This is a genomic window from Candidatus Binataceae bacterium, assembly GCA_035650475.1.
Taxonomy (GTDB): domain Bacteria; phylum Desulfobacterota; class Binatia; order Binatales; family Binataceae; genus JAKAVN01.
This window is the reverse complement of the sequence record DASRHP010000012.1, coordinates 616,823-642,030: the sequence shown is the minus strand read 5'-3', so window position 1 is coordinate 642,030 and position 25,208 is coordinate 616,823. Positions and strand designations below refer to the sequence as shown.

The 25,208-nt window shown below is 67.7% G+C and carries 23 protein-coding genes; 12 read left to right on the top strand and 11 right to left on the bottom strand.

Features of this window, described 5'->3' with window-relative positions; all coding sequences use genetic code 11:
• Positions 1-17: 17 nt before the first annotated feature.
• From gspL to gspN, 3 genes are read left to right on the top strand one after another with little or no spacing between them, the layout of a single operon-like run.
• A complete protein-coding gene (gene gspL / locus VFB33_14460; protein ID HZO82896.1) occupies positions 18-1,469 on the top strand; it encodes a type II secretion system protein GspL in 1,452 nt (483 codons plus the stop codon).
• A 3-nt stretch (positions 1,470-1,472) separates the two neighbouring features.
• A complete protein-coding gene (gene gspM, locus VFB33_14455) occupies positions 1,473-2,135 on the top strand; it encodes a type II secretion system protein GspM (protein HZO82895.1) in 663 nt (220 codons plus the stop codon).
• Positions 2,128-2,991, top strand: a complete 864-nt coding sequence (gspN, locus tag VFB33_14450; protein HZO82894.1) for a type II secretion system protein GspN — start codon at positions 2,128-2,130, stop codon at positions 2,989-2,991. Before gspM ends, gspN begins: the two co-directional genes overlap by 8 nt.
• A 36-nt stretch (positions 2,992-3,027) precedes the next feature.
• Here gspN and VFB33_14445 read toward each other — a convergent pair whose 3' ends face one another.
• Positions 3,028-3,798: an alpha/beta hydrolase gene (locus VFB33_14445; GenBank protein HZO82893.1), complete on the bottom strand. Its 771-nt coding sequence runs from the start codon at positions 3,796-3,798 to the stop codon at positions 3,028-3,030.
• Positions 3,799-3,929: 131 nt separating this feature from the next.
• Between VFB33_14445 and VFB33_14440 the strand changes: the two genes are divergently transcribed.
• The 5 genes from VFB33_14440 (at position 3,930) to VFB33_14420 (ending at position 8,403) form a co-directional block, all read left to right on the top strand.
• Entirely contained in the window at positions 3,930-4,937 is a 1,008-nt protein-coding gene (locus VFB33_14440; GenBank protein ID HZO82892.1) for an LLM class flavin-dependent oxidoreductase, read from the top strand.
• Positions 4,938-4,999: 62 nt separating this feature from the next.
• Entirely contained in the window at positions 5,000-5,512 is a 513-nt protein-coding gene (locus VFB33_14435) for a hypothetical protein (protein HZO82891.1), read from the top strand.
• A 24-nt stretch (positions 5,513-5,536) separates the two neighbouring features.
• A complete protein-coding gene (locus VFB33_14430; protein ID HZO82890.1) occupies positions 5,537-6,061 on the top strand; it encodes a universal stress protein in 525 nt (174 codons plus the stop codon).
• Positions 6,062-6,091: 30 nt separating this feature from the next.
• Positions 6,092-6,961: a multicopper oxidase domain-containing protein gene (locus VFB33_14425; GenBank protein ID HZO82889.1), complete on the top strand. Its 870-nt coding sequence runs from the start codon at positions 6,092-6,094 to the stop codon at positions 6,959-6,961.
• Between the two features lie 140 nt (positions 6,962-7,101).
• Positions 7,102-8,403, top strand: a complete 1,302-nt coding sequence (locus VFB33_14420; GenBank protein HZO82888.1) for an LLM class flavin-dependent oxidoreductase — start codon at positions 7,102-7,104, stop codon at positions 8,401-8,403.
• 77 nt (positions 8,404-8,480) lie between these two features.
• Here the strand turns inward: VFB33_14420 and VFB33_14415 are convergent, their stop codons facing one another.
• Both VFB33_14415 and VFB33_14410 read right to left on the bottom strand, forming a co-directional pair.
• Positions 8,481-9,242, bottom strand: coding sequence for an enoyl-CoA hydratase-related protein (locus tag VFB33_14415; protein HZO82887.1), 762 nt, complete (start codon positions 9,240-9,242; stop codon positions 8,481-8,483).
• Between the two features lie 41 nt (positions 9,243-9,283).
• Positions 9,284-10,906: an FAD-binding oxidoreductase gene (locus tag VFB33_14410; protein HZO82886.1), complete on the bottom strand. Its 1,623-nt coding sequence runs from the start codon at positions 10,904-10,906 to the stop codon at positions 9,284-9,286.
• Between the two features lie 157 nt (positions 10,907-11,063).
• Between VFB33_14410 and VFB33_14405 the strand changes: the two genes are divergently transcribed.
• Together VFB33_14405 and VFB33_14400 are read left to right on the top strand one after the other, a co-directional pair.
• Positions 11,064-11,957, top strand: coding sequence for a haloalkane dehalogenase (locus tag VFB33_14405; protein HZO82885.1), 894 nt, complete (start codon positions 11,064-11,066; stop codon positions 11,955-11,957).
• Between the two features lie 52 nt (positions 11,958-12,009).
• A complete protein-coding gene (locus tag VFB33_14400) occupies positions 12,010-12,807 on the top strand; it encodes an enoyl-CoA hydratase-related protein (GenBank protein ID HZO82884.1) in 798 nt (265 codons plus the stop codon).
• A 110-nt stretch (positions 12,808-12,917) separates the two neighbouring features.
• On the opposite strand, the gene VFB33_14395 is transcribed toward VFB33_14400, so the two are convergent.
• Complete coding sequence (locus tag VFB33_14395; GenBank protein ID HZO82883.1) at positions 12,918-14,249, bottom strand: hypothetical protein; 1,332 nt, start codon at positions 14,247-14,249, stop codon at positions 12,918-12,920.
• A gap of 311 nt (positions 14,250-14,560) precedes the next feature.
• Here VFB33_14395 and VFB33_14390 point away from each other — a divergent pair, with 311 nt between their 5' ends.
• Complete coding sequence (locus VFB33_14390) at positions 14,561-15,568, top strand: aldo/keto reductase (protein ID HZO82882.1); 1,008 nt, start codon at positions 14,561-14,563, stop codon at positions 15,566-15,568.
• Between the two features lie 48 nt (positions 15,569-15,616).
• On the opposite strand, the gene VFB33_14385 is transcribed toward VFB33_14390, so the two are convergent.
• Positions 15,617-18,199: a M1 family metallopeptidase gene (locus tag VFB33_14385; protein ID HZO82881.1), complete on the bottom strand. Its 2,583-nt coding sequence runs from the start codon at positions 18,197-18,199 to the stop codon at positions 15,617-15,619.
• A gap of 111 nt (positions 18,200-18,310) precedes the next feature.
• On the bottom strand, positions 18,311-19,189 hold the full coding sequence (gene hpnK, locus VFB33_14380; GenBank protein HZO82880.1) for a hopanoid biosynthesis-associated protein HpnK: 879 nt from the start codon (positions 19,187-19,189) through the stop codon (positions 18,311-18,313).
• A gap of 32 nt (positions 19,190-19,221) precedes the next feature.
• On the opposite strand from hpnK, the gene VFB33_14375 reads away from it, so the two are divergent.
• Entirely contained in the window at positions 19,222-20,031 is an 810-nt protein-coding gene (locus tag VFB33_14375) for a hypothetical protein (GenBank protein ID HZO82879.1), read from the top strand.
• Positions 20,032-20,050: 19 nt separating this feature from the next.
• Here VFB33_14375 and VFB33_14370 read toward each other — a convergent pair whose 3' ends face one another.
• From VFB33_14370 to hpnC, 5 genes are read right to left on the bottom strand one after another with little or no spacing between them, the layout of a single operon-like run.
• Positions 20,051-20,956 carry a carotenoid biosynthesis protein gene (locus VFB33_14370; protein HZO82878.1) on the bottom strand — a complete coding sequence of 302 codons (906 nt, stop codon included), beginning with the start codon at positions 20,954-20,956 and terminating at the stop codon, positions 20,051-20,053.
• A 16-nt stretch (positions 20,957-20,972) separates the two neighbouring features.
• Positions 20,973-22,007 carry a hopanoid-associated sugar epimerase gene (hpnA, locus tag VFB33_14365; protein ID HZO82877.1) on the bottom strand — a complete coding sequence of 345 codons (1,035 nt, stop codon included), beginning with the start codon at positions 22,005-22,007 and terminating at the stop codon, positions 20,973-20,975.
• A gap of 8 nt (positions 22,008-22,015) precedes the next feature.
• Positions 22,016-23,389 carry a hydroxysqualene dehydroxylase HpnE gene (gene hpnE, locus VFB33_14360; protein ID HZO82876.1) on the bottom strand — a complete coding sequence of 458 codons (1,374 nt, stop codon included), beginning with the start codon at positions 23,387-23,389 and terminating at the stop codon, positions 22,016-22,018.
• Between the two features lie 5 nt (positions 23,390-23,394).
• The gene (hpnD, locus tag VFB33_14355; protein HZO82875.1) at positions 23,395-24,285 is read right to left on the bottom strand and encodes a presqualene diphosphate synthase HpnD; all 891 of its coding nucleotides are present in this window, start codon (positions 24,283-24,285) and stop codon (positions 23,395-23,397) included.
• Positions 24,275-25,207, bottom strand: coding sequence for a squalene synthase HpnC (gene hpnC, locus VFB33_14350; GenBank protein ID HZO82874.1), 933 nt, complete (start codon positions 25,205-25,207; stop codon positions 24,275-24,277). Before hpnC ends, hpnD begins: the two co-directional genes overlap by 11 nt.
• Position 25,208 lies beyond the last annotated feature (1 nt).

Sequence of the window (25,208 nt, the reverse complement as noted above, 5' to 3'; positions counted from 1 at the left end):
CGGAGCGGGGGGCGGCGATGGCGCAGCGAATCCTGGCGATCGAGACGGCGGGTGATTGGGCGCGTGGCGCGCTCGCCGAGCGGAGCTGGAACACCTTCCAGATCCTCGACGTTGGCGAGGAGCGCCGCGCCGAGGGCGAGCCCGACCTGGCGCCGGCGCTTAGGCGCCTGCTCGCCGGCGCCGGCAAGCCCGACCTGGTGCTCTCCGCGCTGCCGGGCGAACTCGTGATCAAACGGATGCTGGCGCTCCCGTTTAGCGACCAGCGCAAGCTCGCCCAAGTCGTACCTTTCGCGCTCGAAGAACACCTACCCATCGGCGTTGACGACGCGGTGGTCGCTTTCGCGCGCCTCGGACACGAGGGCGAGCAGACGCTGGTGATGGCTGCGATGGTGCGCAAGGAGGACCTCCATCGCCATCTTGAGATGCTCGCGCGCGCCGGGCTCGATCCCAAAACCGTGACCCTGGGCGCGCTCGCCCTCGCCTCCCTGCTGGCAAGAGTGCGCAACGGGCGCGCGGGCAGCCATCTGCTGGTCGATCTCGGTCACGGCTCGACCTCGATGGTGCTGCTTGACGCGGGCGGGACGCCGCGGGCGATCCGCACGGTCGCCGCCGAGTTTGGCGCGGGTAACGGCACGCCGGCTCCCGGTGCGTCGGCGATCCTCGGCGCGATGCGCCAGACGTTGCTGGCCCACAGCACCGACCACGAACAGCCGGAACTGGTGCTGACCGGACCGGGCGCCGCAACGCCCGAGGTGCGTCAACAGGTCGCCGAAACGCTGGCGGTTCCGGTCCATACGCTGGACGAGTTCGACTGCGCGGCGCTGCTGGGCCGGATGGCGGGGAAATCAACCCGCTACGCGGGATGCCTCGCGATGCTGCTGGGCGAGGCGCCGGGCGCCGGAGTCGAACTGCTCAACTTTCGCCAGGGGGAATTCGCGTTTCGCGGACGTACCGGCGATCTCGGCCCCCTCCGCACAACCTTCATCCTCGCCGCCGCGGTACTCGCCGCCTTCCTGCTCCACTTCGGTATCGGAATTTCGGCCAATCTCCGCCAGCTCAGCCGGATCAATCGACAGATCGCGACCATCGCTGCGCCGGCGCTCGGTTCGCACACGGCAGGCGCCGACGTCAAGGCTGAACTTACGCAGCGGCTGGCCGCGATGCGCAAAGAGCTGCACGTGATGGGCGGCGGGGGAGCCGCCGTTTCGCCGCTCGAGACGCTGCTCAAGGTCTCGCGTGCTCTGCCGCCTCATCTGGGAGCTCAGGTCACCAACTTCACGATCGAAGAGGGCGCGATCAAACTCGACGGCAGCGCGGATTCCTTCGCAACCGTGGATCGCGTCAAGCGCGCGCTGGACTTGAGCGGCTTTTTCCGCGACATCCAGGTCACCCGCGCCACGGCCGGCTCCGATCCGAGCAAGGTCGAGTTCCGCCTGACCGCGAACGTGCGCGAGGGAGCGCCGGAGTAGCCGATGTTCGACGCGATACGCAAGCGGCTCGAACGTGTAGGCGGCGCGCTGGCCGCGCCGTTAGCGTCCGGATGGAACGCGCTGCGCGCGCACGGAAGAGAGGCGTTCGCCCCGCTCGCGGCGGCAGTTCGCGCCAGGTACCAGAAGCTCGAACCGCGCGAGCGTCTTCTGGTGCGCGTCCTCGGCGTGGTGTTCGCCTTCTTCCTTGTCTACAACTTCGTTTACGCGCCGATCGCGGCTGCGGTTGGCGGGTTGGGCAGCCGCATCCAGCAGCGCCAGCATGATGCGGTGGACGTCGCGCACATGGTGCGCACCTACTGGCAACTCCAGGCCGACCTCGCCACGATGCGCAAGCGGACGGTGCCGGCGGGCGGGGATTTTTCGCTCTTTTCGGTAATCGAGCAGGCGCTGACAAGTGCGCCCGGTAAGGACAAGATCGGGTCGATCACGCCGGCCGACAAGCAGATCCCCGGCGGCCTGACCCAGCATACGGTCGAGGTCCGGCTCAATGCACTCAGTCTCGGGCAGATCGTGGACACGCTCTATGGCCTGCAAAGCCTGAACGTCCCGGTGACCGTCTCCAGCCTGCATATCGCGCGCCGCACCCAGGATCCGCATACGTTCGACGTCGACATGACCTGCGTCGCGCTGGGCCGCAATGCGTGAGCAGCTCACCGTGCGGCTTGTCGCCTTCGCGCGTGCCCACCTGCGTGCCCTCGCCTATTCCGGCTTCGGCGTCGCCGTGTTTGTGGGTTCGCTCGCCGCAACCTTTCCGTACGCGGCCACGCTGTCGGCGCTGCTCCAACCTTTCAGTCTCAGCCTGAGCTCGGCGGGCCAGGGATTCAGCCCGCCAATCGGCGCCGCGCTCAGCGACGTGCGGCTCGTTTCAACCGAGCCGTCGGCGCCGTTCGAGCTTGAAAGCTCAAGCGTGACTCTTGCGCCAGCCTTCGGCGCGCTGTTGCTGGGCGAGCCCGGAGTACGCGTGCGCGCACACATGTACGGCGGGGCATTGCATGCGACGGTCTATCGCAAGGGCGCCGGAATCGGCCTCAGTTTCAGCCTGAGCGACGTCGGCCTGGCGCGGATAGCCGTCCTGCACAGCCTCGGCGCCAACGTGTTGGGCCGGCTCTCTGGCGACGGCTGGGCGCAGCTTGCGGGCAACGACCCGAAGGGGGCACGTGCGCAGATCGACTTTCACGCCGCCGATCTGACGATCCGCGTGGCGCGCGGCTTCGCACCCATTCGTTTGGGCGCTGTCAAAGGCTCGCTGCGGCTGGCGCGCGGCGCGCTCGAGGTGACCCGGCTCGACGGCCGCGGCCCCGACGGCATCGTTTCCGGGCGCGGCACCGTCCGTCTCGGACCCGACGCCGCGCAGACCGACGTCGACCTGCGCGTCACGATCGAGCCTTCGCCCGCGGGGCGCACACGGCTGGGCGTGCTGTTCGGCCTCCTGCCCCATCCGCCCGGGCCACACCAGCCCTACGTACTGACCGGCCCGCTGCTGCGCCCGTCAATCAGTTGACGAAAGGGCGGCGACGGCGGAACCGGCGCATGTGCGTCATTTCGGCAGCGCGGCGATAAATCTCTCGACCGCCTGCTGGAAACGAACGTCGGCGGGCACCGAGACGTGATCTCCGCCCTCGATGAGCTCGATGCGCGCGTCGGGAAACCATCCGGCGAGCGGACGCGGGTCGCCGGCGATCGCGTCGCGATCGCCCGTCGCTACCATCACCGGGATCCTCAGGCGCGCGAGCGCGGCGAAATCGACCGAGGCCTCGGCGTCGGTCGTCTCCTCGGCGCTGATGTAGGCGGCGAGCGCGCGCAGATCCTTGCCGTTGCGCTCGGCGCCGCGCCGAAAGCGGCGCGCCATCACGTCCTCGATCATCGCGGGGTCCTCCTCGAGCAGGGCGGCGGCGATGCGATTGCGCTGACCGGGGACCCTGATTTGCCCGCCCACGCCGAAACCGCCGAGCACGGCGGCGCTCAGGCACCCCTGATGGCGCATCAGCATCTCCAACGCGATCCGGCTGCCCATCGAGTAGCCCACGATCCGTGTACGCTCGATCCCCAGATGGCCGAGCAGGCGCACGATGTCGCCGCTTACGATTCCCAGGCCGTACAACGCCGGATCGTGCGGTTTGTCGCTCTCGCCGTGGCCGCGCACGTCGAGCGCGAGCACGCGCGCGCGCCGCGCCAGCCGCTCGACCATCCCGGTGCGCGTCCAGTTCTCCAGCGCGCTCAGGCCGAAGCCGTGGACCATCACCACCGGTGCGCCGCGTCCCTCGTCCAGGTAGTGAATTCGGATTCCGTCGGAATCGAAGAATGGCATCGCGAGCCGGGTCCGTCTCGGCTCAAATCCTAATCGGCGCGGCGGCGGCTGAGCAACCGCGCGGCTTGCGCACCTGCGCGCGATAGCGGCACAATCGCGCTGACTCTGATCTCCTTGCAACCGGGTACACGATGCCGTCGCAAGCCAACAAGCTCGGACTCCATCTCTCGATCGTCTCCTCCGCCTTCAACTCGATCGGCGATCTCTCGCGCGAGGCCGAGGAGAGCGGTTACTCCTCAGTATGGGTCGCCGAAGTTGCCGGCCCCAATGCCTTCGTCAGTCTCGCGCCATGCGCACTGGCGACCAAGCGCGTGGACCTTGCCACCGGCGTGGTGCCGATCCAGATCCGCACACCGGGGGTGCTCGCGATGGAGGCGCTCGCGCTGAACGAGCTCTCGGGCGGGCGCGCGGTCGCCGGGCTCGGCGTCTCCAGCCCGGTGATCGTCGAGCGCTGGCACGGCGCGTCCTATCGGCTGCCGGTGACCGCGATGCGCGAGTGCGTGCATATCATGCGCGAGCTGTTCAAAAACGGCCGCTGCAAGTTCGAAGGCAAGGTGTACAGGTGCGACTTCCGCCACAGCCTGCGCACCACGGCCGCGCACCCGCCGCGGATTTATCTCGCCGCGCTCAACCCCCCGATGCTGCGGCTGGCGGGCGAAGTCGCCGACGGCGTGCTGCTCAACTACTCGCCGCCGGAGGTGATGGCCGAGAAGATCGCCGAGGTGCGCGCGGGCGCGACCAAGGCCGGCCGCAATCCCGACGAGGTTGATATAGCGATCTATCTGCGGATGTGCATCACTGACGAGCCCGACGCCGCGCTCGACGCGTTCAAGCGCGAGCTTGCCGGTTACGCCTTCGTCGATGCATACAACCAGATGTTCGAACATCAGGGGCTCGGCGCGCAGTTCGCCGAAGTGCGCCGGCTGTGGCGTGAAGGCAAGCGTGACGAAGCCCACAAGGCCTTCAGCGATGACGATATGCGCCGTATCGGGGCGTTCGGCCCGCCGGAGGCGGGCCGCAAGTTCGTCGCCAGCTTCCGCGCCGTCGGCATAACCCATCCGGTGGTTTTTCCGATCGGGCCGGGACGCACGGCCGAGCGCGATTTCCGCAACACGATGCGCGCGATGGTGGGTGCGTAAGCGCGCCCCGCGCCCTGCGGGCCGCGTGGCGCAGTGGAGGTGCGGCATGGAGGAGATGCGGGATGAAACAGACCTTCGCTCTGCTCGCTGCGGCGGTCCTCGCGCTTGGCGCTGCTGCGGCTGCGGCACAAACGCCGCCAAGCCAGGGCGCGTCCGCTGCCGCGGCGCCCGCCGCCGTCGCGCATCGCGGGCAGTTGACCGGCCAGCCCGAGGCGCTCTTCTCCCGGCTCGAGGCGGATCTGAGCGGCGGCAAATTCGGCCCCTTCACTATTATCAGCGTCGACGTCCCGACCCGCACGATCGTGGCGCGGCGGAGCAATATCGATTCGGCTAGCTGGGCGCGATGGGCGTTTTGCCGGATGGGGCCGCTGGACCTTCTCGATGTCCTGCGCGACGGCTCGGTCACGCTCACCGTCAGGCTCGAACCGACCACCAAATGGATAACCTGGGCGGTGGTGAAAGCCGACTTCAACGGAACATACGCCATCGGCGCCGAGGTCAAACAGACCCAATGCATCTCGACCGGCGTGCTCGAAGAGGACATCCTCCATCGCCTCGGCGCTGACGTCTCGTAGCCTGAGAGCGCAAGCGGGCATACCATGCGATACCCCTACAAGACTATCCTCTGCCCGATCGATTTCGACGAGAACTCGCTCGCCGCGCTCGCTCACGCGCGCCGCCTCGCCGCCGACATGGGCGCGACGATCCACCTGCTGCACGCGCTGCCGATCCTGCCGATGCTGACGGACAGGGGCAGTCTGCCGCTGGCCGCCGACGAGGCGTCGGCGGAAGCCGAAGCGACGCGCCGGCTCAAGGACGTCGCCCGTCGCCGCCTTGGCCGAACGCCCTATGCGATCCACACCCGCGTCGCGTTCGTCTCTGACGTCCCACGCAGTATCCTCGCCGTCGCGCGCGATCTCGATGCCGACCTGATCGTGATGGCTACGCATGGGCGCAGCGGGCTTAGGCACGTCTTCGTCGGTAGCGTGGCAGAGGCGGTCATGCGCAACGCGGCCTGCCCGGTGCTCACGATTCGCCCGATTGCCGGACCGTTGACCGCGCGTCCCGCCGCTGCGTCCAGGCGGCCAGCCGCTGCGTCCAGGCGGCGCGCCCCTTCCTCCTGAACCTTGGACCCCATCGGAAATTCGTCGCGCATGCGAAAGGCGCTGGGGCCCGCGATTGCGGCCGCGCTGGCCATTGCGAGCGCAGCTCCGGCCGCCGGCGCGCACAAGAACTTCACGCTGACGGTCGAGAACAAGCGCATCACCATCGGCACCGGGCTCACCTATGACGCCTGGACCTACGACGGTACGGTGCCGGGGCCGGTACTGCGCGCACGCCAGGGCGACGATGTAACGGTCGCGCTCTCCAATCCGAGCTCGATGGCGCACGGGCTCGACGTCCACGCCGCCGAGCTCGCCCCCAAACTCCATTTCGACGCGCCTCCGAACCAACGCAATCTGAGCTACACGTTCCGCGCCGCGAGCCCCGGCGTCTTTCTCTACCAGTGCAGCGCTATCCCTGCGCTCTCGCACGTCGCCAACGGGATGTACGGAATGATGATCGTCGATCCGCGCAACGGATGGCCCAATGGCAAGGCGCACGAGGTGATGCTCGTACAGGGCGAGTTCTACGGCACACCCGACGACAAGGGGCAGGTCGTCGGCGACAGCCGCAAGCAGATGGAAGAGCGGCCGGACTTCGTGGTCTTCGACGGGATGGTTGATCGCTTCGTCCAGCATCCGATTCCGATCAAGGTCGGCGAATTGGTGCGCGTCTTTTTCGTCAACGCCGGCCCCAACCTGAGCTCGACCTTCCACGTGGCCGGCGCGATCTTCAGCACCGTCTATCGCGGCGGCAATCCCGCCGACCCGCTTCATGGGCTCGCGAGCTTCGAGGTTGGGCCCGGCGACGGAGCGGTGTTCGAGTTCCGCGTCCACGAGCCGGGCGACTATACGTTCATCGATCACGCGCTGGCCCGCCCGCTCAAGGGCGCGCAGGGAATCTTTCGCGCCACGCGCTGACACGCTTGACGACGTCTGCCGCGCAGTACGTTCGCCCCTTGCCGCTGCACGGCGGTGCGTGCTAACGACGGTCGATAAGAGTCCACGGCGAGGAGGGCCGCACGTCGGCTGCCCGCCGATGCGCAACAAGGAAGGCGCCGATGGTTAAAGTAATACTTCAGCTCTATCCAGTGATTCCCGCCGCGAGCGAAGAGGAGCGCGCGGCCCTGCGCCCCATCGGCCGCCATCGCGAGCGCTACCAAGAAACCCTGCTCGGCTGGCACGACATCATCCGCGCCGCCGACGACCTCGGCGTATGGGGCGTCGCCACCATCGAGCATCACTTCTGGTCCGAGGGTTACGAGGTCGGCCCCAACCCGGGCGTGCTCAACGCCTACTGGGCGGCGATCACCAAGCGCGTACGCGTGGGCCAGCTCGGCTACGTGATGAGCACGCAGAACCCTATCCGGGTCGCCGAGGAGACCGCGATCCTCGACCATCTGTCGCAAGGCCGCTTCTTCGTGGGCTTCGCTCGCGGCTATCAGTCGCGATGGACCAACGTCGTCGGGCAACATCTCGGCACCCGCGCCACGACCTCGCCGTCGGCGGCCAAGGTCGATCCGGCGGCGCTGTTCGGCAAGAACCCGCAGAAACAGCATTTCGACGACGACGAAGTCAACCGCCGCATCTTCGAGGAAGAAGTCGATATCGTCGTCAAGGCATGGACCCAGGAGAGCATCGAGTACAAGGGCCATGCCTGGCAGATTCCGTACCCCTACGCCGACGGCGTCAACGACTGGCCGCTGGCCAAGATGGGCGTCACGGCGCGGCTGGGCGCCCCCGGCGAGGTTGACGCCGACGGCAACGTGCGGCGGGTCAGTGTGGTGCCCTCGCCCTACACGCGGCCGCATCCGCCGGTCTTCGTCGCCACCAGCGGCTCGCCCGAGAGCGCCGAGTACGCGGCGCGCCGCGGCTTTATCCCGCTGTACTTCACCTCGCTCAACACCGCGCTGACGCTGGGCAGCGCTTACGTCAAGGCGGCCCACGCGGCGGGACGCCCGACCTCACTGGGCCAGAACCAGGCGCTGGTGCGGATGCCGCATCTCGGCGACACGATGGAAGCGGCGGAGCAGTCGATCATCAAGTACGACTCCGACATCTTCCGTAACTTTTACGCGGCGATGGGCCGCCACAAGGTCGCACGCGAGGACGTCCCCAAGGCGGTCACCAAGTACGGGCTGTGGGTCGCTGGCACCGTCGATCACGTGCGCAAAACGCTGGTCGAGGAATACAAGCAGTTCCCCGCCGAGTATCTGACGCTCATTTATCACTACGCGCAGATGCCCAAGGAGGAGGTGCTGCGCCAGCTAAACCTGTTCATGAAGGAAATCAAGCCGGCGCTCGACGAGCTCACCGACTATCCGGCGGAGAGCGCCGCAGCGGCCGCCGGCGGCGCCAAGTAGCCGCTGCGTTCCCCGGCGGGAAACGGGACGCGGCCTAGCTCTCACGCTCATCGCGTTCACAGGCTGAAGCCTGTGCCTCACCGGCACTGCCATTGCGGCGGACGCTTCTCGGCGAAGGCGCGCGCGCCCTCGCGCGCGTCGTCGGTGGTCTGCAGCCATTTGTAGCCCTCGCGCTCGAGCCTGAGCGCGTCACCCAGCGGCAGGTCCAGCCCGCGCATCACGACCTGCTTGATCCGCTGCACCGCGAGCGGCGCGCTCTTGCAGATCTCAGCCGCGATTTCCTCGCACTTCGCCATCAGTTGCCCCATCGGCACGACGTGATCGACGAGTCCCAGCCGCAGCGCCTCCTGCGCGTCGATGCGGTTGCCGGTGTAGAGCATCTCGAGCGCGCGGCCGAGCGGGATCAGCCGCGGCAGCCGCTGAGTCCCGCCCCCTCCGGGCAGCCATCCAAGGCGCACCTCACCCAGACCGAACTGCGCGTGCTCGGCGGCCACCCGGATGTCGCAGCACAGCGCCTGCTCGAGCCCGCCGCCGTTGGCGTGGCCGTTGATCGCCGCGATGACCGGCTTGGTCAGCTCGAACATCACCTGGTAGGGCGAGTCGAGCAGGTCCTCGTTCGGCCGCTCGACATAGTTGGCCTTCACGTCGCTGCCGGCGCAGAAGGCACGCTCGCCGGCGCCAGTCATGATCGCGACGCGCAGCGCCGGATCCTCGCGAAACTCGCGCCAGATCCGCGACAACATCCCGTAGCTCTCAAAATCGCAGGCGTTGAGCACCTCGGGCCGGTTGATCGTGACATAGGCGACCGGCCCCTTCTTGTCGAACAACACCTTGGCCATCGTCGGATCCTCCCTGCGGCGGGTTCGCGCGCGGGCCGCTCTCAGCGCGCGGATTCGGGATCGATCAGCACGCCGGGGTTGAGAATCGCGTGCGGGTCGAGGGCGCGCTTGGCCGCTCTGAGCGCGCGCGCGAAGCCTTCGGGCCGCTGGCGGTCGTACCATGGGCGATGGTCGCGGCCGACCGCATGATGGTGCGTGATCGTGCCGCCGAGGTTGACGATGACCTCGGAGACTGCGGCCTTGATCTCGTCCCATTGTTCGAGCTCCGAGCCGCGCCGTCCGGGCGCAAGCACGGTGTAGTAGGGCGCGGGACCGTCGGGATAGGCGTGGGTAAAGCGGCAGGTCAGCGTTCCCTTGCCGCAGATGCGGCGGATCGCGTCGTTGCCGGTCTCCATCAGGCGCGCGTGGTAGTTCTCGAAGCGGTCCCAGGTGATCGCGGTTTCGAAGGTATCGCTCACCATTCCCATCGCGACCATCGAGTCGCGCAGATACGGCGCCTTGAGAAACGCCTCGCGCCACGCGCCGGCTGCCCCCGCATGCGTCGCCGCGGCGTCGGTGCTGGTCCTGCCCGCGCCCTCGGGCACCCGCCCGCCGAGGTCGGCACAGATCTCCAGCGCGCGCGCCATCCAAGGCTCTAACCCATGGTCGGCCGACTCGAAGGCCAGCACCAGCACCGCCGCCTCGCCCTGGTTGGCGCCGGCGTTGGCCGCCTCGCCCGGATCGAGCAGGCGGCAGTTGGCAGGATACAGTCCGGCCTGCGTTATCGCGCGCACCGCCTTGGCTCCCGAGACGAAATCGGGAAACGACACCGATGCGCCTGCGCGAAACTTCGGCCGGTCCTGCAGGCGCATCCAAGCCTCGGTGATTATCCCGAGGATTCCCTCCGACCCGATGAACATTCGGTCGGGGCTGGGCCCGGCGCCCGAGCCGGGCAAGCGGCGCGACTCGAGCGCGCCAGTCGGAGTGATCACGCGCACCGATTCCACGAAGTCGTCGATATGGGTGTAGAGCGTCGCGAAGTGGCCGCCCGAGCGCGTCGCGATCCATCCGCCAAGCGAGGAGAACTCGAACGACTGGGGAAAATGGCGCAGCGTGTAGCCGTGCGGGCGCAGCCGGTCTTCGAGCGCGGGGCCGTACACGCCGGCCTGGATCCGCGCGGCGCGCGAGAGGCGATCGACTTCGAGCACGCGATCCAGCCGCCCAAGGTCGATCGACACCGCGCCGCGCCAGTCGCCGCCCGACGGCGGCTCGACGCCGCCGACGACACTTGAGCCGCCGCCATACGGGGTTGCCGCGATACGCTCGCGGTCGCACCACTCGAGGACGCGGACGACTTCCTGCTCGTCGTGCGGGAAGGCCACGACGTCGAAGGGATTGGGATAGTGCCGGCGGAAGGCGCGCACGACGTCGCGATAGCCGCGCCCGTAGCTGTGGCTAGCACGGTCGTAGGTGCTGGTCGAACAGATCGCAGCGAGCGCATCGGGCGGCTTGATGCGCGGCGCGCGCAGGTGGAGTTCGGCCTCGCGCGGCGGGGGAGTGATCTCGAGCGGCCCCAGGCCGAAACGCTGCGAGATCCGCTCGGCTATCTGCCGCTGCTGCTCCGGGGTCGGTTGCTGATCCTCGTAACCCCATCCCCAAAACTTGCGCCTGCGCTGCTCAGCCATGTGAAAGCGTTTCCTCCGCGGTTCGTGACGGCCCAATTGTGTGATCGCGCGCCCGCGCAGGGCAAACCGAATCGGCGCGCCCGCTTGCGCGGCGCGGCGCGCGGTCGTATCTCTCGAAGACGCCGACTGTTCACCGGCCGAGTCGTGAGCGACCGCGATGATCGAACAGGGGATACAGGGGATTTCCGCCTCCGACCCGCATCCGCGCAAGCGGCTCAATGCCGCCGGCGTCGAGATGGTCTACGTCGATAGCGGCGCAGGCGATCCGATCGTCTTCCTGCACGGCAATCCGACTTCGTCGTATCTCTGGCGCAATATTGTTCCGCATTTGGCGCCGATCGCACGATGCCTTGCGCCCGACCTTGCCGGAATGGGGGCTTCGGGCAAAGCGCCGGACGGCTTGTACCGGCTGGCCGACCATGTCCGTTACCTCGACGCCTGGTTCGCGGCCCTCGACCTCGCAGAGCAACGGGTGACGCTGGTGGTGCACGACTGGGGCTCCGCGCTCGGCTTTCACTGGGCGCGGCGCCACCCCGGCGCGGTCAAGGGGCTCGCCTACATGGAGACTATCGTGCGCCCGCTTGCCTGGAGCGAATGGCCCGAACCCGCGCGCCCGCTCTTCCAGGCCCTGCGCTCGCCCGCCGGCGAACAATTGATCCTCGAGCGCAACCTCTTCGTCGAGCGCATCCTGCCCGCCAGCGTGATCCGCAAGCTGAGCGAGGCCGAGATGGAAAATTATCGACGCCCGTTTCGCGAGCCGGGCGAGGCGCGCCGCCCTACCCTGACCTGGCCGCGCCAGATCCCGCTCGACGGCGAACCTGCCGACGTCGTCGCGCTGGTCGAACAGTACGCAGCGTGGCTCGGTCAAAGCGCCGTGCCCAAACTGTTCATCAATGCCGATCCCGGCTCCATCCTGGTCGGCGCGCAGCGTGAGTTCTGCCGGTGCTGGCCGAACCAGCGCGAGGTTACTGTGAAGGGGGTCCACTTCATCCAGGAGGACTCGCCGCATGAGATCGGCCGCGCGCTCGCCGAGTGGTACCGCACCCTGTAGATAATGACGCGCGCGCCGCGCGCATCAATCGCCCCTAACCGAGGAGGAAGCCATGCCCGACAGCGAATACTCGACGCTGCTGTTCGACGTGCGCGACAACGTCGCCCACGTCACGCTCAACCGCCCCGACGCGGCCAACGCGCTCAACTCCGAAATGGCGCATGACCTGATGGACGTCGCATTGCGCTGCGAGGAGGACCCAAGCGTGCGCGCGATGCTGCTCGACGCGACGGGCAAGATCTTCTGCGCCGGCGGCGACTTGAAGAGCTTTGCCGCGCAGCCCAGAGAGATGCTCCCGACCTACCTAAAGAAGGTTACCTTCTATCTGCACAAGGCGATCTCGCGGCTGGCTCGGATGAAGGCGCCGCTGGTGATGGCGATCCAGGGCGCGGCGGGCGGCGCCGGGATGAGCCTGGCGTGCGCGGGTGATATCGTGATCGCGGCGGAGTCGGCCCGCTTCACGATGGCGTACACGCGGGCCGGGCTTACGCCCGACGGCTCCTCGACCTACTATCTGCCGCGGATCGTCGGGCTGCGGCGAGCGATGGAGCTAATCCTGCTCAACCCGGTACTCTCGGCGCGCCAGGCGTGCGATCTCGGAATCGTGACACGTGTGGTGCCGGACGCCGAGCTCGCGGCGACCGCCCAGGGAGTGGCGCGCGAGCTGGCCAAGGGCCCCACCCGCGCCTACCTCGGGGTCAAGCGGCTCCTGACCGAGAGCGCCGTTCATACCCTCGAAGATCAGATGGAACTGGAGACGGAATGGATCGCCGAGATGGGGCGCAGTGCCGACGGCCCCGAGGGAATCGCGGCGTTTCTGGAGAAGCGCGCGCCGAAGTTCCGCGGCTAATGATCGGCGCGCCGCGCGGAACTTGAAACGTGCGCGGGCCTCGGACGTTGTTGACGTCCGAGGCCCGCCTTTCTGATCAGTCGCTGTGTCTTGGCCGGGCTCGACTGATTTCAGTGGACTTTGACGAAGCGGACTACGTGGTTCGCAACCAGATCGTAAGTCGGATCAACGACGTGCGCCGGGCTGCGCGGCGCGGCGAGCAGCTTGTTGATGTCGATCACCGCCACGTAGGCGCGCGAGAATTCGCCGATTATGCCCATCGGCTTGCCTGTCGCGGGGCTGGTATATGCGGTCAGCCCGTGCGGATCCAGGGTCATCTCCCAGGGGTTGCCAGCCGGGTCGTTGGGCATCTGCGCCGACACCCAGTCTTTGACCGCCGGCGTGCCCGATCCCGAGGTTGCCGGCAGCCGGATTGCACCAAAGTCCGCACCCCCAAACTCGTCTTCGAGAATACCAACATGTCCGCTCGGCGCGATCGCCAGCCCGGTCGTCCCGGCCGAGGGGAAATTGAGCTCGGGCATGTTCTGAAGCTGCGCGGGCGCGGTCCATGAGCCGGGGCTGCCGGGAGTGAAGACCGCCTGCTTGAGGTCCGCGATGAACAGGTTGCCGGTGAATTCGTCGCTGGCAAGCGCGATATCCGTCGTGCAATCGATCGCGGAGCCATCGAGCTCGTCATTGGTGAAGATCTTGCTCCTGTCGGCGTAGCGGTAGACCACAGGCGAGCCGCTGCTGTAGTCAATTATCTGGTAATCGTTGAGTTCGGTGGCGGAAAGCAGCCAGTGCCTGTTCGGCTCGATTGCAGGCGACTCCGAGATGGTGCCGACACTGCTGGCATTCCCCGGCGCTTGCACGATTGGTCCGCCAGCTCCTGAGCCAAGGTCGAACGACTGAAAGCCCGCCCTGCTGCCGCTGCTCAGCGACATTCCGATGATGCCGATGTTCAGCACCGGATCGGCCATCGCGTTGCAATTGGTGCAGGAGCCGCCGGTGAAGCCAACCGATCCGCTCGCAGCGCTGGTGACTGCCCCCGTCAGGCTGGTGCCTTTGATGAAGTAAACGTCGTGGTTGTTGGCACTGCATACGATGGTGCCGGTCGCGCTATTGGCGGAACACGAATTGACGGCCTTGGGCGTGGCGATCGTTGCGCGCCCGACCCCGCCGCCTTCTATCGGCGTCAGGTAGATGCCGGTGGTCGAGCTGTCCCAGTTGCCCTTTGGAAAATAGATGCTGACATCGCCGGTCGTGCTGTTGACGTTGACCGCCATCGCGCCCGATGCGACACAGGCGGCGGCCACGGCTACCGGATTGGGCGGTGCCACGGTCAAAGGCGGCCTGCCCGAGCTACTGCTGTCGCCCCCGCATGCGCCGAGAAACAGCGCCATCCCCGCCAGCGTCGCAGCCAGGGTAAGGCCGCGTCGCAGCTCGCTGCTTTTGACAGACATCAGAGTTTCCCTCCCCCGCGCTCCGTGGAGCGCCTTCTTATTCACGCAAAAACAAGCAAATTGACGTTCTTAGCGGCTCAATTTCTATCGGTGTGCTCGCTTCAGGTTGGCAAAACGTGATTTCCTCCTTCCAAAGCGCTCAAAATTGCGCGCAAGCTACTGGCGTGCGCTAAGCGAAGCAAGCGTGGAGCCCCGCGACCACTGAATTTGACCCCGGCATCCCAAGTTTGCATTGATGGGGTTCGCAGGACCCGCCGTGCCCGCCTCGCGGGCGCGATGCTTCCGACCGCTGCTACCGGAGAGATTGCGCTATGGAATACGTCAAGCTTGGCAAGACGGGCCTCAGCGTCTCGCGCATCTGCCTTGGATGCATGAGTTACGGCGACAAGCGCTGGCGCGAATGGGTGATCACGGGCGACGAAGCACGCGAGCATTTCGCCGCCGCGCTCGAGGCCGGGGTCAACTTCTTTGACACCGCCGACGTTTACTCTGGCGGGGTGAGCGAGGAGATAACTGGGCGATGGCTGGGCGAGATGGCCGCGCGCGACGACGTCGTCATCGCGACCAAGGTCCACGGCCCGATGGGGCCGGGGCCGAACCGGCGCGGGCTAAGCCGCAAGCACATCCTTGAAGCCTGCGACGCCTCGCTGCGCCGCCTGCGCACCGATTTCATCGACCTCTACCAGATCCATCGATGGGACTGGCGGACACCGATAGAGGAGACGCTCGAGGCGCTCGATTCGCTGGTACGCGCGGGCAAGGTCCGCTACCTCGGCGCGAGCAGCATGGCGGCGTGGCAGTTCAGTAAGGCGCTCTATACAGCGCGCGAGCACGGATGGCATCGCTTCGTAGCGATGCAAAACCACTACAACCTGGTCTATCGTGAGGAAGAGCGTGAGATGATCCCGCTGTGCATCGACCAGGGCGTGGGCGTGATCCCGTGGAGCCCGCTGGCTCGCGGCTTCCTTGCCGGCAACCGCAAACCCGGCGGCACCGGCGACACCGTGCGCGCGCAGAGCGATCCGATGGCGCGCAGCATGTACTTCCGCGACTCGGACTTCGCGGTCGCCGACGCCGCCGTCCGCATCGCGCGCGAACGCGGCGTCACGCCCGCGCAGGTCGCCTGCGCCTGGATTCTCCGGGCGCCCGGCGTAACCGCCCCGATCGTCGGCGCGACCAAACTCAACCACGTCAAGGAGCTGATTGCCGCGGTCGATATCAAGTTGACGAAAGAGGAAACCGCGGCGCTCGAAGCACCCTACCAGCCTCATCCCGTGCTCGGCTTCGAGCCACCGACACCCGAACGGATGACGCATTAGCGGCTTGCGCGCCGGCGCCATCCGGGCACGATTCGGCGCGGCGTCGTTTTAGCTCCTCAGTGTCGCGGCGAGGCTTGCGCCCTCGCGCCGACGAAAGGCGACCGCCACCCGCAGCCGTTCGAGGTGTTGCTCGATTATTTTGGCGCCGATCCGCACCTTGTGCGCCTGGAAGAACGCGTGCACTTCAGCCTCGCGGTCGAGCAGCGCCACGATCGCCTCGCACATCCGCGGCAGCGCGGCGTCGGGATACTTGCGCAGCATCTCATCCCAGTGCGCGCGGACGAAATCCCACGCCTCGTAGCGGCAGACCGTGTTGAGCATCAGCGAATGCATCAGGTACGGCGCGTTCTGCGTGCGCACCTCGCCGCTCAGCGTCATCTCCATCGTGTCGCGCAAAAGCCCCGGGCGGCGGAAGCTCGCAAGCGAGAACAGATAGCGCTGCTCCTCCTGCGGCGTCTTCGCAGATTTAAAGTTTCGCTTGAAAGTCTCGAAGCGCGCCTCGTCGCCTGTGCACGCGAGGATATTGATCACCGGCGGCACCAAATCGCGATCGAGCGCGGCCGGGTCCTGAAGATAGCGCTCGTAGGCTTCGGCAGCGCGGCGCTGGACTTCTGTGTCCTCGCCCAGCGTGCCGAGCGCCCCCAACAGCACGCCGCGCAACTGGCGCTGCAATTCGTCCTCGCCCGCCCGCGGTTCCCATCCAAGGCGCCGGGCCGCGGGCCCCACGGTTGCGCGGACCAGGGCGGCGAGCGCGGGGCGCTCGGCCTCGCTCACGATCAGGTCGAGATAGTTGAAAGGCGCAAGGATCGCGCGCCACACGTTGAGGTCGGTCTCCTCGCGCATCAGCTTGAGCGTCGGCAGGAAGTCCACCAGCCGCGTCATCCCGGCCACCGTCGCCGCCCACGAGTCGCTGACCAGCGCGTAGCGCTCAACCGCGCTGAGCTCGCCAAGATTGCGCGTCAGCGCAGCCATCAGCTCGGGCGCGTAGCGCACGCGGTAGAACCCGTGCGCGCCCTCGTTGAGCAGCGCCCATTCGATCCGGCCGCCGAGCTCGATCCGTGCTTCGGGCCCGTCGAGCAGCAGCTTGCGCGTCACCATCCCCTGCTCGGTGCGGGCGCGGATCATCATCGGCACCTGCCAGAGCTGCTTGTGAGCCTCGTTGTTCGCACCCTCTGGCAGGTAGAAGAAGCGCCGCTGGCGCACGATGAGCGAGCGCCCGTCGCCATCCCGCGCCGCTTCGACAATTGGAAAGCCGGGCTGAAAAATCCACGAATCCATCAGCCGGCGCACCGGCTCGCCCGAGGCCTCCTCCAGCGCGTCCCACAAATCGCCGGTCTCGGCGTTGGCGTACTGATGCTTGCGGAGGTAGGCGGTGATGCCTTTGCGGAAGCGCTCGGCGCCGAGGTACTGTTCGAGCATCCGAAGCACCGAGGCGCCCTTCTCGTAGGTCAGGACGTCGAACATCGAGCGCGCGTCCTCGGGGCTCAGCACCGTGTATTCGATCGAGCGCGTGTTGGCGAGCGCGTCGATTCCCATCGCGGCCGAACGGGAGACCGAAAAACTCTCCCAGCGCTTCCACTGCGGCTTCCAGGCATCGACCGCGAGCATCTCCATGAAGGTGGCAAAGGCCTCATTGAGCCAGATCCCGTTCCACCACTTCATCGTGACGAGGTCGCCGAACCACATGTGCGCGTTCTCGTGCGACACCACGTCGGCAACCCGCTCCAGCTCGGCGCGTGAGGCGCTCTTTTCGTCAACCAGCAGCGCGGTTTCGCGAAACGTGATCGCGCCGAGGTTTTCCATCGCGCCCGCGGCAAAGTCGGGAATCGCGATCAGATCCAGCTTGTCGCCCGGGTAAGGCAGCCCGTAGTAGTCAGCGAAGAACCTGAGCGAGTAGGCGCCGATCTCGCGCGCCCACGCGGTCAGCGCGCGCTTGCCCGGCACGTACGCCACACGCAACGGCGTGCCGGCGTCCACCGGCTCGGTCACCTCGAACTCGCCCACGATAAAGGCGACCAGGTAGGTGGACATCTTGATCGTCTCTTTGAAAACGACCTCCTTCTTGCCGCCGCCCAGCCGCCGCTCGCTCTCCACCCCCGCATTGGAGAACGCCGCGAGCTCCTCGTCGATCACGAGGCGCACCTTGAAGCTCGCCTTAAGCGCCGGCTCGTCCCAGCAGGGGAAGGCGCGACGCGCGTCGGTCGCCTCGAACTGAGTGCTCGCGACCAGATGGGTATTGCCCCGAGCATCCTTGTAGGTGCTGCGATAGAAGCCGTGAAGCTTGTCGTTCAGGATGCCGCGAAAGACGATGCGCAGCGTCCATTCGCCGGGCTCCAGTGTGCGTTCGAAGGCAAGCCGCGCGCGCTCGCGCGCCGGCTCCAGCTCGGCCTTGCCGCCGACGGTCGCACCGCCGCGCTCGGCGCTGACTCGGTCAATCTCGAGCTCCAACGCGTTCAACACGATCTCCGCCGTGGGCGAAAGCACGCGCACGGCGACGCTCTCCTCACCGGCGAAGGTGAATGCTTTCAGATCGGGAGTCAGGCTTATCTCGTAGCGCTCCGGCACCACGTTGGTCGGCAGGCGGTATTCGGAAGCCCTGTCGGCCAGCGGTGCGCCTTCCTGGTCTCGCATCGCAGTATCCTTCCTGTGATTAGCGGCCCACCCGCGCGCGCGGATCGCCGCGCCGGCATGGCCGCCCCCGCTTAGAGTACCGCGCGGCGGTGCAAACGGCCAATCCGCGCGCTACGCGCGCGCCATCTCGGCGAAATTCGTCACCCGCGCCCCTGCCGTCTTCAGCGCCGCCCTCAGCGAGCTGCTGGTGAGAATCTCGACCTCGCGCTGCGCCTCGGCTGGCGGCGGCGTGCCGCCGATGTCGGCTGCCGGATGAAAATAAATCTCGGTCGAGCCCGCGCGCAGGCGGGCGATTATGCCGAGCACGTAGCGCTCGCTCAGGTTGCCGCTCTGATGAAGACCGAAAAGACGATCCGTGGATTTGATTCCGCGCGCCGTCATCCGCCGCCGCGCACGCGCCGCAAGCGCGCGGAAAATCACCGCCTCGACCAGCTTGCGCGCGGCGTGGTCGCGCGCGAGGCCGAGCGTGCTCAGCACCGGCTCGCGGGGAAGCCGCAGGCAGGGCACGCGAAATTCGGACGCGAGGTCGAGCAGGATATCGGCGAGCACGGGGTGGACGTGAAAGTTGAGATGGCCGTCGATATGATTGAGGTAGCCGACAAGCCGAAGATGCGTCTCGACCTGGGCGCGGCATTCGTCGGCGAGCAGCTTGCGCAGGCGCCGGTTGAAGAAGTAGCGCATCCCGGCCAGCACCGGGTTCTCAGCAAAGCGCCCCGCGGCATCGACCAGCCCGTCCAGACGCGCCGCCGGCAGGACGCTCAGTCCCTTGCACACCACCAGATGGAGGCCGACGTCAAGCCCTGCAAGCTCGCGCGCGGCCGCGACCGCCGCATCGCGCGCGGGCGCGGCGACCATCAGGCTCGCGCCGCCGAGCACGCCCTCGCGATGGGCGCGGATTACCCCGGCGTTGGCCTCGGGCGACGCGCCGAAGTCGTCGGCGGTGAAAATCACCGATTTCTCCGGCGCGCCCGGCGCGCGCGGCGTGCTCACCGGCGCGCGGCCCGCCGGCCGCAACGCACGGCGTGGATCTTGACGGCTTCGCTCACCGGCGCAATTTTGCTAGCTACTCCGGCGCCGCTCAAGCCGGCATCCGCGTGATCCTGATTTTCTACGCATTCGCGCGCGAGGTGCGCCCGTTCAAGCGCCGCCTCAAGGGGCGCTCCGCACTCGGCATTGCCGGGCTCAATGGTTTTCGCGCATGGCTCGGCTCGACCCAGGTCATCGGCGTCGCCACGGGGATCGGGATGCGCCGCGCGGCGGAAGTTGCCGGGCGCGCGCTTGATACGATCCCGGCGCCGGCGCTGATTATCGCCGTGGGAGTCGCCGGCGCGCTCCGTGAAACTCTGCGGGTCGGCGACATCGTCCTCGCCGACAAGCTGATCGTCGACCCGCCGCACGACGCCGCCATCATCGCACTGCCCAGCGCCGACCTCGCACGTTTCGCCGCGGTGCTCGCGCGCCAGGACGTAAAGTTCGCGACGGGGCCGATTCTCACCGTGCCCCAGGTGCTCGAAACCTCCGCGGCCAAGCGCAGCGCTGCCGCTGCGAGCGGCGCGCTCGCGGTGGACATGGAAAGCGCGGCGGTCGCCGCGGCCGCCCATCGCCGCGGCCTGCGCTTTGCCTGCGTGCGTGCGGTCTTCGACACCCTGGACGAGGAGGTCGTCGGCGCGGGATTGGCGGGGCCCGACGGGGAAGTGAAGCCCCTTGCCGCGGCCGGCTTCATTCTGCGTCATCCGGCGGCCATCCTGCAGTTGCCGGCGATGTTGCGGAGCATGAACCGCGCGGCGGCGGCGCTCGCACCGGCGCTGGAGGCACTGGCGAGCGCCTGGTGAGCGGAGCGCCGGCCGAACCTCAGGCGGCGCCGCGGCGCGCGGGAGGCGCTGATCCAACTTCGACCCCGCCTTTCCAAACGCCGAGCCCGCGCTCGTAAGGGAAGTCCGCAAGGTGGCGTTCGAGCGCGGCGGCGTCGCCCCAGCTCTCCACCCGGGTCACCACGTGCACGCCCAGCGCAACCATCGGCAGAAAAATGAACACGCTCGCCCATCCGATTTGGGCCGCACCGATCCTAAAGAGCATAACGAGCCCGAAACAGACGATTCCCGCGTACAGCGCCGGCCCCCACAGCGCGCGCGCGGGTGCCGCGGGCGCGGCCCCGAAGGGCTTGCGCCGGCCGCGATTGAGGGCGCGGTCAAGCCACTGGAAGATCGCGATTGTCACCGCGCCGACGAAATACCATCCCAGGTAGTTACTGATCGGCACTCCGAAATGCGGGCCGGGCGGGTCGTACCAGAAGATCCTGCCCAAGAACCAGCGCTCGCCCAGCACGCTCAGTGGATCGATCACCATGTCCACCATCACCATGAACAGCGCCGCCATCAGCCACACCCGCGGCGCCCGCCGGAGCTCCCAGGTGTCGAGCACCCGCAGGTCCCATCCGCGCCGGTACAGCGGCGCGCTCAGCAGCAACGCCACGGTGTAGCTGGTGAACGCGAGGAAGGTGAACGAAAGCGAATCCATGAATGGCACGCCAGCGATCCAAATCTCGCGACCGCGCGTCGCCTCAATGTAGTGGTAGAGTCCAAACGGGAAGCCGTTGTGCACCGAGCTGAACTCGCACGCCCAGGCGACGGCGTAAGTCAGCGCCGTAAACAGGACCGTGGTGCGCAGGCCGAAGTTGACGATCGCGATCGCGAGATAAAAGCCCAGGAACACGAATACGTAGGGCCGAAGCGCAATGGTCGAGAGCAGCAGATGCATCGCCGGACCCGCTCGCTTACGCTGAACGGCGGTGCGCTTCGGCGTCCGCCGACGCCCAAGGCGCAACGCCGCTTGCGCGGAAGAATTCGATCGCGCGCGCCAGCGCGGCGTCGATCGGCCGCGCAGTATAACCCAGCGCTGCGCGCGCCTTGGACGAATCGAAGAACATCCGCTTGCGCGCCATCCGCACCTCGGTCAGGCTCGCGCGCGGCGGCCGGCCGGTCACCGTGCGCGCGATCGCCTCGGCCCCGAGCGCGAACGTCCACGCCACCGCATAGGGCACGCGAACCTTGGGCGCCCGCAGTCCCGACCGCGCGGCCAACCGCCCAAGCAACTCCTGTAGCGTGAGATTCTCGCCGCCCAGTATATATCTCTCGCCGACCACGCCGCGCTCGGCGGCAAGCAGATGGCCCGCCGCTACGTCCTCGACGTCAACCAGGTTCAGCCCGGTGTCCATGAAGGCCGGCATCCGGCGGTTGAGGAAATCGACGATGATCCGGCCCGTGGGCGTGGGCTTGAAATCCAACGCGCCGACCGGCGTCGAAGGATTTACAATCACCACCGGCAGGCCTTCGCGCGCTGCGCGCAGAGCCTCCTGCTCGGCGAGAAACTTCGAGCGCTTGTAGTGGCCGACCATATCGGCAAGGGTAACCGGCGTGTCTTCGCGCCCAGGCCCGTCGGCCGGGATGCCGAGCGCGCCGACGGTGCTGGTATGGACGATTCGTCGCACCCCGGCGCGGCGCGCGGCCTCAAGCACGTTCTTGGTACCCTCGACGTTGGCCGCGTACATCGGTGCGGGATCGAGCAGCCACAGGCGGTAATCGGCGGCGACGTGATAGACCTCGTCGCATCCGCGCACCGCATCCTCGATTGCAGCGGCGTCGCGCAGATCGCCCCATCGCAGTTCGCAATCCACACCCTCCAGCGCGCGCAGGTCGGAGCCCTTGCGCACCAGCGCGCGGACCGCGTCGCCGCGCGCGCGCAGCGCGCGCACGACGTGACATCCGACAAAGCCGTTGGCGCCGGTAACCAGCGCGCTCTTCATCGCCATCGCCGGCCTCAATCCGACGCCGCGCCGGCGACGCGCGCGGCGACCGCGGCCGCCGCCGCATGTCCGGAAGCAACCGCGCTTTCGATCGTCGCCGGAAGCCGGGTCTGAATCCAGTCGCCCGCCAGAAAGAGATTACGAACGGGCGTGCTCACCCCCGGACGCAGCCGATCGTATGCCGGCGACGGCGCCATCGTGGCCTGTTTCTCCTTGAGCACCAGGGCTTTGACCACGCGCGCCTGGCGCGCCGCCGGGATCATCGCGTGCAGGTCGCCGATTATCACGTCGAGCAGCTCTTCGTTGCTCTGCTCAACCAGCCGCCGCGCGCCGCTGATGACGAAGCTCAGGTAGCCCGGCGCGCGCTCGCCGCGGCCGGCGAAGATGCGCCGCTTGTTGAACATCCACTGCGTAGCGGTGCCGACGAAGCCGGCGAAGGCGGCGCCGGTGATTTCGCGATCGAACCATGCGTGGACGCAGATTATCGGCGAGGAACCGATCTCGCCCAGATGAGCGAAGAACGGATCGGCGCCGGCGCCCTCGGGCAGCAGCCGCACCAGTTGCCCGGGCGGCACGGCGGCGATGAAATTGGCCGCGTTCAGCCGCTGCCCATCACGCAGGCGGACTCCTGCCACCGCGCCGTCGGCGTCGAATTCCAATCCTTCGACGATCGCGCGTGTGGCGATCACTCCCCCGCCGTACTCGACGAGCCTGGCGGCCGCGGCACAGTAGAGCTCGCTTAGCCCGACGCGCGCATAGACGAAGGCCGAATCGCTCCGGCGCCCGAAGAAGGCGCGCTTGAGCACCTCGGCGAGCAACGCGGCGGAGGCCCGTTCGGGCTCGTCATTGAGCGTCGCGATAGCCAGAGGGTACCAGAAACATCGCCGGGCCTGCTCGCTCTGCTTCAGCACGTCCATCGCGGCGCCGACGGTGGCCGCGCCCAACTGCGCGCGATCGTAGCGAAGCATCCTGAGCAGCCTCAGCCCGGCCACCATCGCGCTCATCCGTTCGCCGCGCGTGAGCAACTCGTAGCGCATGAGCGCGGCGCTCATGTGCAGCGGGCCGGGCAACCGTGCCGTGCGCAGCACGCCGCGGCGCCCGTCGCGCTCAATCATTTCGATCTCGAGGTCGGGATGGAACACGAGATGGCCGCGCGAGCCGATACGGTCGAGGAACTTGAGCGTTTCGGCGTAGCATCCCATCATCACGTGCTGGCCATTGTCCACCGCGTCGCCGCTGTCGGGATCGGCGAAGGAGTAGGCGCGTCCGCCGAGCGCGGGTTTGCCTTCCAGCACGGCGACGCGAAAGCCGCGTTCAGCCAGCGCCGCCGCCGCGCTCAGCCCGGCGAAACCGCCGCCGATGATCACCACGTCGCGCGGCTCGACCATCGCGTTCAGCTCCTTGCGCGCAGGCGGGCGCCGGCCCACGCGCGGCCCACCAGGTAAAGTTTGCGCGGAGTAGACAGGCGATGGCGCCGGCCGAGCACGCCGTAGTTTTTGCGCGCGATCCGCTCAAGCAGCGCACTGTAGATCGAACGCATCGCCTCCGCGCACAGCATCGCGGCGCGGTCCTCGGCCGCCAGCGCGCGCTGCGACTCGGCGTAAAAGCCACGAGCGCGCGCAGTCTCGAACTCCATCAGGCGGCGGAACTTGTAGCTGTCCACGCCGCGCAGGATGTCGTCTTCCGAGACGCCGAAGCGCCTGAGGTCCTCCAGGGGCAGATAAATGCGGCCGCGCGCGGCGTCCTCGCTCACGTCGCGGATGATGTTGGTGAGCTGGAACGCGACACCCAGGTTCTCGGCGTAATCGCGAGTGCGCGGATTGCGGTAGCCGAAGATCTCGATGCAGATGAGGCCGACCGCCGAGGCCACCCGGTAGCAGTACAGGCGCAGCTCCTCGAAGCGCTCGTAGCGCGTGCGCGCGAGATCCATCTCGACGCCGTCGATGATTTCCTCGAAGTAACGGCGCGGAATCGAGTAGCGGCGCACGTTGTGCGCGAGCGCCCGGGAGATCGGATGGGTCGGCGAGCCGTCGTACACGCGGCCCAGTTCGGCGCGCCAGCGTCCGAGCAGGGCGCCGGGGTCGCCGACCGCGACGTCGTCGGCGATATCGTCGATGAAGCGGCAGAAGGCATAGACCGCGTAGAGCGCGCGGCGGCGCTCGCCCGGCAGCAGCATGAATGCGTAGTAGAAGTTCGATGACGCGCGGCGCGTGATCGTCGCGCAGCGCGCGTAGTCCGCCTCCAGCGGCAAGGCCGCCGCCGCGGCGCCCGCCTCAGGCTTCAAGCCGCCCTCGCATCGCCCCCCACCCAAGGCGCAGATAGTCGAGTTTGCCGAGCCTGGGACGGCGGTGGAAAACGTCGTAGCCCACGCGCGCGAGCGCGCGCAGGATCGCAAGTCCGCCGCCGGCGAACATCAGGATGTCGCGCCTGAGCCGCCCATCGACCGTCTCGGCCAGCGCGGCTCCCTTGACCAGCAACCGGCGCGCGTAGTCGGCCTCATGGCGCATCAGGGCGATGAAGCCCTCGCCCGCCCGATGCGCACGGAGGTCGTCCACGCTTACGCCGAAGCGTGCGAGGTCGCGCCGCGGAAGATACACGCGCCCCTTGTCGAGGTCGAGCGCGACGTCCTGCCAGAAGTTCGCGAGTTGGAGCCCGCTGCACACCATGTCGGAAAGCGCCTGGCGTTCAGCGTCGCGGTAGCCGAACAGATAGAGCACAAGGTGGCCGACCGGGTTCGCCGAATAGCGTGCGTACTCCATCAAGTCGTCGATGGTCTCGAAGCCTTGAAAGTTGACGTCGGAGCGGAAGGCGCGGAGCAGGTCGGCGAACGGCTGGCGCGGGATCGCGAAACGGCGCGCGGTATCGGCCAGCGCGACGAACACCGGATGGCGCGGGGCGCCGGCGTAGGCAAGGTCCAGCTCGCGCTCCCACTCGTCGAGGCGGGCGAGGCTCTTCTCCTCGTCGGCGAAGTCGTCGGCAATGCGCGCGTAGGCGTAGATCGCGTGCATGTGCGGGCGCATCGCGCGCGGCATCAGCCACGACGCGATCGTGAAATTTTCGTAATGCGAGCGGGCCAGGCGTCCGCAAAATTCGTACGCCTCGGCGAGCGCGCGCTGCGTCGTCCGCTCTGATGAAGCGTCGGCGGCCGGTCCACCGTGCGCGCCGACTGAATGACCGCCGGCCAGGTTTGCGTCTTCCGCCTTCACG

Excerpts from the sequence above, each read along its gene's own strand:
- gspL (HZO82896.1), top strand. The coding sequence starts at position 18 with ATGGCGCAGCGAATCCTGGCGATCGAGACGGCGGGTGATTGGGCGCGT.
- gspM (HZO82895.1), top strand. The coding sequence starts at position 1,473 with ATGTTCGACGCGATACGCAAGCGGCTCGAACGTGTAGGCGGCGCGCTG.
- gspN (HZO82894.1), top strand. The coding sequence starts at position 2,128 with ATGCGTGAGCAGCTCACCGTGCGGCTTGTCGCCTTCGCGCGTGCCCAC.
- VFB33_14445 (HZO82893.1), bottom strand. The coding sequence starts at position 3,798 with ATGCCATTCTTCGATTCCGACGGAATCCGAATTCACTACCTGGACGAG.
- VFB33_14440 (HZO82892.1), top strand. The coding sequence starts at position 3,930 with ATGCCGTCGCAAGCCAACAAGCTCGGACTCCATCTCTCGATCGTCTCC.
- VFB33_14435 (HZO82891.1), top strand. The coding sequence starts at position 5,000 with ATGAAACAGACCTTCGCTCTGCTCGCTGCGGCGGTCCTCGCGCTTGGC.
- VFB33_14430 (HZO82890.1), top strand. The coding sequence starts at position 5,537 with ATGCGATACCCCTACAAGACTATCCTCTGCCCGATCGATTTCGACGAG.
- VFB33_14425 (HZO82889.1), top strand. The coding sequence starts at position 6,092 with ATGCGAAAGGCGCTGGGGCCCGCGATTGCGGCCGCGCTGGCCATTGCG.
- VFB33_14420 (HZO82888.1), top strand. The coding sequence starts at position 7,102 with ATGGTTAAAGTAATACTTCAGCTCTATCCAGTGATTCCCGCCGCGAGC.
- VFB33_14415 (HZO82887.1), bottom strand. The coding sequence starts at position 9,242 with ATGGCCAAGGTGTTGTTCGACAAGAAGGGGCCGGTCGCCTATGTCACG.
- VFB33_14410 (HZO82886.1), bottom strand. The coding sequence starts at position 10,906 with ATGGCTGAGCAGCGCAGGCGCAAGTTTTGGGGATGGGGTTACGAGGAT.
- VFB33_14405 (HZO82885.1), top strand. The coding sequence starts at position 11,064 with ATGATCGAACAGGGGATACAGGGGATTTCCGCCTCCGACCCGCATCCG.
- VFB33_14400 (HZO82884.1), top strand. The coding sequence starts at position 12,010 with ATGCCCGACAGCGAATACTCGACGCTGCTGTTCGACGTGCGCGACAAC.
- VFB33_14395 (HZO82883.1), bottom strand. The coding sequence starts at position 14,249 with ATGTCTGTCAAAAGCAGCGAGCTGCGACGCGGCCTTACCCTGGCTGCG.
- VFB33_14390 (HZO82882.1), top strand. The coding sequence starts at position 14,561 with ATGGAATACGTCAAGCTTGGCAAGACGGGCCTCAGCGTCTCGCGCATC.
- VFB33_14385 (HZO82881.1), bottom strand. The coding sequence starts at position 18,199 with ATGCGAGACCAGGAAGGCGCACCGCTGGCCGACAGGGCTTCCGAATAC.
- VFB33_14370 (HZO82878.1), bottom strand. The coding sequence starts at position 20,956 with ATGCATCTGCTGCTCTCGACCATTGCGCTTCGGCCCTACGTATTCGTG.
- hpnA (HZO82877.1), bottom strand. The coding sequence starts at position 22,007 with ATGGCGATGAAGAGCGCGCTGGTTACCGGCGCCAACGGCTTTGTCGGA.
- hpnE (HZO82876.1), bottom strand. The coding sequence starts at position 23,389 with ATGGTCGAGCCGCGCGACGTGGTGATCATCGGCGGCGGTTTCGCCGGG.